The organism is Ilumatobacter sp. (assembly GCF_049588435.1).
Classification (GTDB): Bacteria; Actinomycetota; Acidimicrobiia; order Acidimicrobiales; family Ilumatobacteraceae; genus Ilumatobacter_A.
Map to the genome: position 1 here is coordinate 1 of NZ_JBAVYV010000548.1, position 6,444 is coordinate 6,444.

The following is a 6,444-nucleotide window of genomic DNA, read 5'->3' on the forward strand; positions in this document are numbered from 1 at the left end:
GATTCGTACCCGTCGGCGTCGAAGCGCGAGGGGCGAGGCGACGCGACGATCGTCGTCGGACCCTTGAGCAGAACCGTCGAGTCGAGGTCGTCCGCTGCGGCTCGGGCCGCGGCGATCCGGTCCGCAGGCGGCCGTTGGCCGGTGAGCTGAGCGAATTCGCCGTCGTGCGGCGTGAGCACGGTCGGACGCGTCCGGTTGCGCAGCAGCGGGCCTGCCCCGTTCCCGCTCCAAGCCGCTGCGAAGAGGGCATCGCCGTCGACCACGACGGGCACCGCCGCATCGCCGATGCAGCCTCGAGCTGCGGTCAAGGTGTCGTCATCGCGCCCGAGTCCCGGCCCGATCACCAACGCACCGAACCGTCCGATGTCGTCGAGTACCTCGTCCTGGAATCCGCCGGCGGGGATCTCGTGCTGGACGATCTCGCTGCGGGTGTTCGGCCGACATCCGGGAGCCGAGAGCGACACCAGCCCTCCACCGCCTCGGGCGGCCGCCGCGGTGCAGAGTTCGGCCGCACCCGGCATGCCTGGGCTCCCAGCGACGACCTTGACGGCGCTCTTCCACTTGTGGGCATCGATCGCTCGGATCGGCCACCACGCGGCGACATCGCCCGGTTCCACCAGGTGACAGACGATGTGCTCGGTATCGAGTCCGATGTCGACCACGTCGACGTCACCGGCGAGCCGGGCACCGTCGGCGAAGAGGAGACCGGGTTTGAGTGCCTGGAAGGTGACGGTGAGGTCAGCGCACCACACGGCCGGACCCGCCGATCCGGTGAGAGCGTCGATGCCGCTGGGGACGTCGACCGCGAGCACGGCCGCGTCGCCGATGGCAGGAGGACACCAGGGCCGCGACGGGTCGAGGCGGTACCCGGTGCCGAACGCGGCGTCGATCACGAGGTCGCACGGCGGGAGTTCGGCCGGACAATTCGACACGTCGAACACCTGCACCCGAACGCCTCGGGCGCGCAGTCTGTCGGCTGCGTCGCGCCCGTCCGCGCCGTTGTTCCCCGTTCCGGCGAGCACGTTCACCCGACGGCCGTAGGTCCCACCGAGCATCCCGAGCGCAGCCCGATACACCGCCGCGCCGGCCCGATGGATCAGTACGTCGACCGGTTCGGGCGCCGCGGCGTCGACCGCCCGCATCTCGTCGGGCGTCACCACCGGGATCATCAGTCGAGTCTGCCAGACGCGCGACGGAGTGGGTCCGTCATGCGTTACGTAACGGGTCTGACCCGTTACGTAACGCTGTCACGAGCCGATCAGGGTGTCGCGCAACTCGCGCTTGACGAACTTGCCGTTGGCGTTGCGCGGCAGAGCATCGTCCATGAACCACACGCGCTCGGGGATCTTGAACTTGGCCAGCTTGCCGTCGAGGAATGCACCGAGCGACGCTTCGTCGAGCGTGGCTCCGGGCGCGCGCACGATGGCGACGCCGACGATCTCGCCGAGCCGGTCGTCGGGGACCCCGAACACAGCGGCCTCGGCAACGTCGGGATGCTCGTAGATGGCTGACTCGACCTCGGTGCAGTAGACGTTCTCGCCGCCACGCAGGACCATGTCCTTGGCCCGGTCGACGATGAACACGAAACCGTCGTCGTCGATCGTCGCGATGTCGCCGGTGCGGAACCAACCCTCGGGAATCGATTCGGCGGTGGCATCCGGACGGTTGAGATAGCCCTTGATGACGACCGTCCCGCGCACGCACAGTTCACCGCGGCCACCCGGCTCGGTGATCTCCTCACCGGCGTCGTCGATCAGCTTCGCATCCAGGACGGGGACCACACGCCCGCAGGAGGACGGCTTCGCCGTGTAGAGCGCACCGGCATTCGCCGTGACGATTCCGTGGGTCTCGGTCAGGCCGTACCCGGTGCTGGGTGCACCGCCCTTCAACGATTTGTCGATCTTGTCGACCAGATCGGGCTGCAGCGGCGCACCGCCGCCGCCCATTCCGGCGATCGTCGACGTGTCGCGCTTGTCCCAGTCGGGGTGCATCAGCATCTCGCGGCTCATCGTCGGGACACCCGAGAAGTTGGTGACCCCTTCCCGCTCGATCAACTCGAGCGCGCGGCCGGCGTCCCACTTGTACGTGAAAACGATCTTCGACCCCGAGATCGTGGCCGGGTGGAGCAGGCAGTTGTTGGCGGTCACGTGGAACAGCGGCGTCGGCGCCATGAACACGTTCTGCTTCGCCTCGGCCGGTTCGGCATCCCCGGTTGCGGCACCCAGGTCGGGCATCTCGGTGGCCGCGCCGACCTTGGCTGCGGCGGCGGCACCGACCGCAGCCATGAACGCGAGGTCGAGCAGGTTGTGCACCGACCCTCGATGCGTGAGCTGAGCACCCTTCGGGAACCCGGTGGTTCCCGACGTGTAGAAGATGCAGGCGTCGTCGTCGGGGTCGATGTCCACGGCCGGGAGCGTCGCCGGTGCGGTGCTCGGATCGATCACATCATCCCAGCGGGCCGCGTCGTCGGGGATTTCGCCGTCGTAGCGCACCGTGATCACGTGCAACGGCAACCCGTCATCACCGTGACGGATCTCGTCGAGCGCAGGCACCAGTCGCTCCATCCGCTCGTTGTCGCAGATCAGCACCTTGGGCCGCGAATCGGTCAGGCCGAACTTCATCTCGTCGGTCGTCCACCACGCATTCATCCCGACGCACGCCGCGCCGATCGAGACGATCGCCCAGTACGAGAAGACCCACTCCGGGTAGTTGCGCATCGACACCGCGACGCGGTCTCCGTGGCGGACTCCGAGATCGTCGACGAGATGTTGCGCGAGCGACTTGATGATGGCGTCGGACTCGGCGTACGTGAAGCGCTCGTCCTCGTACACGACGTAGTCCTTGTCACCGTGTCCGGCGGCGAGTTCCCAGACGAAGCGCATCGACGGTGGCGCCGTCTCGAAGACCCGCATCGGGATGCCGCGCACCTCGATCTCCTTCATCGCGAACGGTGCTCCCGGAGCGATCAGTTCGTTCCAGGCTTCGGTGTACTCCTCGATCATGGGCGCCATGTTCGCAGTGTGAGCATCGTCGCTCCAAGTGCGGGCGGGCGTCGGCGACCGGGGCGAGCGGGTTCATTCGGCGATGACGTACGCCCCCGCCGTCGACGCCGAGTGCGTGAGGGTCAGATGCCATCGGGTGACCCCCGCCGCGTCCGCCAGTTCGAGCGCCCGGTTGGTGATCGCGAGCGACGGAGCACCCGACTCGGCGCGCTCCACCCACACGTCGTGGAACCCGAACGCCCCGAGCCCGAGGCCGAGCGATTTCATCACCGCTTCGCGAGCCGCGAAACGCGCCGCGAGTGACGGGACGGGGTCCGACTTCGGTGCGACGTACGCCAATTCGACCGCGGTGAAGAGGCGGGTGCGCATCGACGGCGTGCGCTCCAGGGACGTGCGGAAGCGCTCGATGTCGACCAGATCGATCCCGATGCCCACGATCATGCGACCATCCTGACAGGACCTTTGGGCGGGGCCGTCACGACGACGGAGGAGCCGTCGATCGCCAGAGTTCGGCGGTGTGGATGACCGGTCCGATGAGCAGTTGCTCGACCGGTGTCACGGCGAGGAGCGACTCGTCGAAGGATCCCTCGGTCTCGGTGACGGTGTCGACGAGTCGGTCGTAGCGCCGGTCGTAGCCCTGGAGGACCCCGCGCATCACGTCGGTCGGGCGTGTGTCGTGGAACTTCACGTGGAGCAGTGTCAGCCCGGTGGTCTCGCCGCCCTTCACCTCGGGCACGAAGATCAGCGTGCGGCCGTCTCGTCGTCCCTTGCCCACGAGGACGTCACGCTCGGAGGCCACCCGGTGCTTGGTTCCGCTGAGCGGTCCGACTCCGTCGACGCGACTCTGCAGGTCCCACGACACGCCGCCACGGTCGATGATCGTGACCGTCGCGTTCTCGGGATCGATGCCGTAGCGTGTGAAGCCGCGTACATCGGCGACCGCCGGATCGAGGTCGGCCAGGATCTTCAGCGTCCGGTAGCTGAGGACGTCGCGACCGGCGCCGGCGTCGAGCACCGCCTGGACCAGCGGACGATCCATGATCCCCTCGTCACTGCGCGAGATCCCGACGGTCACCGTCTTGGCCTGGTGTTTGATCGTGTCGACCGGGCGGGTGAGTTCGTCGATCGCCGACGTGAGCGCCGCGACGAGGTCGTCGATCAGCGAGCCCGGTGTCGCGACCTTGCCTGACGAGCGCTGATACGACTCGACCGGACGCTCGTCACCGAGGTCACGCAGCAGACCGCTGAGCCGCACCGCGGTGCCGGCTTCGAGGTGGCCGTTGTACACACCGGAACGTACGCCGTCGTCGAAGGCCGACGTGACCGACTCGAGGTCGCGGCTGAGCCGGCGCAATGCCTCGTCGCCCGACACCCGATCGCCCACGAGTTCCTCGATCACCTCGCGGGCCTCGCGGAGCGGGTTGGCCGAAGCGTCGATCGCCAGTGCAGCCTCGTAGCCGAACAGGTGCCCGACCATCGCCGACAGCACGAACCCGAGTGTCGGGTCGACCGGCGGAACCTCGATCACCGCGTCGGCGTGGAAGCGGGTCTCCCCCTCGGTGGCGAAGACGATCGGCGTCGCCTTGTGTGCCTTGAAGATCGCGACCTCCTTCGCCACGTCGTCGGCGGTCGACCCCTCGAGGCCGGCAGCGCAGACGAGGATCAACGGCTCCGACGACAGGTCGATGTGCTTCTTGTCCTCCGTCGAGTCACAGGCCATCGACTTGTAGCAGAGCTCGCTGAGCTTGATCCGGACCTCTTCGGCGGCGACCTTGTTCGGACCGTTGCCGACCACGGCCCAGTACCGCTTGGACGGAGCGAGGCGTCTCGCGGCGTCGGCGATGACGTCGCGCCGCGACAGTGTGATCCGCATCGCGTCGGGGAGCGCACGGAGCGATGCGAGCAGTTGTGAGCGTCGCTTGGCATCCCCGAGTCCCGTGGCTTCGGCGACGGCGCAGCCGAGGAGTGCACCGGCTGCGACCTGCGCGTAGAAGGCCTTCGTGGAGGCGACGCTCATCTCGACATCACGCCCGTCGGACGTGTACATCACCCCGTCGGCCTTGTCGGTGAGATCGGAGCCGCGCCGGTTGACGATGCCGATCACGTGTCCGCCGCGCGACCGGATCAGATCGACGGTGCGGTTGGTGTCGGTGGTCGTTCCGGACTGACTCACCGCGATCGCGAGGGTGTCGCTCATGTCGCGTCGGAGGTGGAACCCGGACAGCTCGGTCGCGGTGATCGCACTCACATCGAGGGCCGAGTCGAGGAGCTCGGTGAGGACTTCGGCGGTGCTCTGCCCGGCGACGGCGGCCGTCCCCTGCCCGATGACGCGAACCCGAGTGATCGTTCCGTCGGCGAGTTTCGCGGCGATCGCGGGCGGCAACGCACGGTCGCCGACGACGGCGCGCAGGGTCCCGTCGGGTTCGGTGGCGATCTTGCCGCGCAGCGTCTTCGCGAAGCTCGTCGGCGACTCCGAGATCTCCTTCAGGAGATAGTGCGGAGCGTCTCCACGATCGATGTCGCGGGTCGTCACCTCGGCGGTCACGACATCGTCGACCTCGACGGGCAAGGCCGTGCCGTCGTAGCGGTAGCGGTCGATTCCCGCCAGCATGCCCGCCTCGGCCGCGTGGATGGCAACGATCTCGCCGCCGTGCTCACCGTCCATACGGACGTAGCGGGCGGTCTCCTCGACCACGCCGTAGGGCTCGCTCGCGACGATGAAGCAGTCGTCGGCGAGGCCCACGTACAGTCCCTGGCCACTGCCTCGGAGTCCGAACAACATGGTCGACGGGGTCGTCGCACTGACCGCACCGATCGCGACCGATCCTTCGAACGTCGACACCGTGCGCCGGAACGCGTCGACGGTCTCGACACCGTCGGCAAGGTGCCGCGAGATGATCGTCGGGATCACCTTCGCGTCGGTCGTGATCGGAGAAGCGATCCGCAGGCCGTGCTCGGCGCGCAGGTCGCCGTGGTTGTCGACGTCACCGTTCAACGCGGCGACGACATACGGCTCGGTGGCCTGCTCGATGCCCGTCCGTTCGACCTCGGCCGAGTTCAGCGGGTGGGTGTTCGGCTCGCTGATGATGCCGACGCTCGCCCAACGAGTGTGGCCGAGCAGCGCCACCTGGGCCTTCGGCGACGAAACGGCGCGGCGGAGCAGTGCGTCGGCGATGAGCGTCGCACGCAGTGCTGCGGTGTTGTCGCCGAGTTCACCGATCTCGGCAGCTTCCTTGTAGACGAACGACAGCACCGAGCGACCGTGCGCATCGACCGTCGACACGACCGAGCCGTTCTCGAACAGTGGGTCCTCGCCTCGACCGGCGACGAGCGCAGCGAGCGAGTCCGGATCGATGTCGTGGCCCCACACGTAGAGATGGATTCCGGCCGAGTCACGACCGCGCACCTCGAGACGATCGATCGACGAAAATGCCTGCTGCAC

4 protein-coding genes are annotated in these 6,444 nt (G+C 67.9%); all 4 read right to left on the reverse strand.

The features are described 5' to 3' along the window. Positions 1-1,169: NAD(P)H-hydrate epimerase (locus tag WBV89_RS20610; protein ID WP_423983204.1), on the reverse strand; the 1,169-nt coding region annotated here is incomplete at its 3' end. Between the two features lie 78 nt (positions 1,170-1,247). Beyond that, on the reverse strand, positions 1,248-3,011 hold the full coding sequence (locus WBV89_RS20615; RefSeq protein WP_423983205.1) for a class I adenylate-forming enzyme family protein: 1,764 nt from the start codon (positions 3,009-3,011) through the stop codon (positions 1,248-1,250). 63 nt (positions 3,012-3,074) lie between these two features. After that, positions 3,075-3,443 (reverse strand): holo-ACP synthase, encoded by a 369-nt coding sequence (locus WBV89_RS20620; protein WP_423983206.1) that lies wholly within the window; start codon positions 3,441-3,443, stop codon positions 3,075-3,077. Between the two features lie 34 nt (positions 3,444-3,477). Then, a partial coding sequence (locus WBV89_RS20625; protein ID WP_423983207.1) for an SIS domain-containing protein occupies positions 3,478-6,444 on the reverse strand: 2,967 nt, incomplete at its 5' end.

Bases quoted from the DNA above. Each gene is read 5' to 3' on its own strand.
- WBV89_RS20615 (WP_423983205.1), bottom strand. From the start codon at position 3,011: ATGGCGCCCATGATCGAGGAGTACACCGAAGCCTGGAACGAACTGATC.
- WBV89_RS20620 (WP_423983206.1), bottom strand. From the start codon at position 3,443: ATGATCGTGGGCATCGGGATCGATCTGGTCGACATCGAGCGCTTCCGC.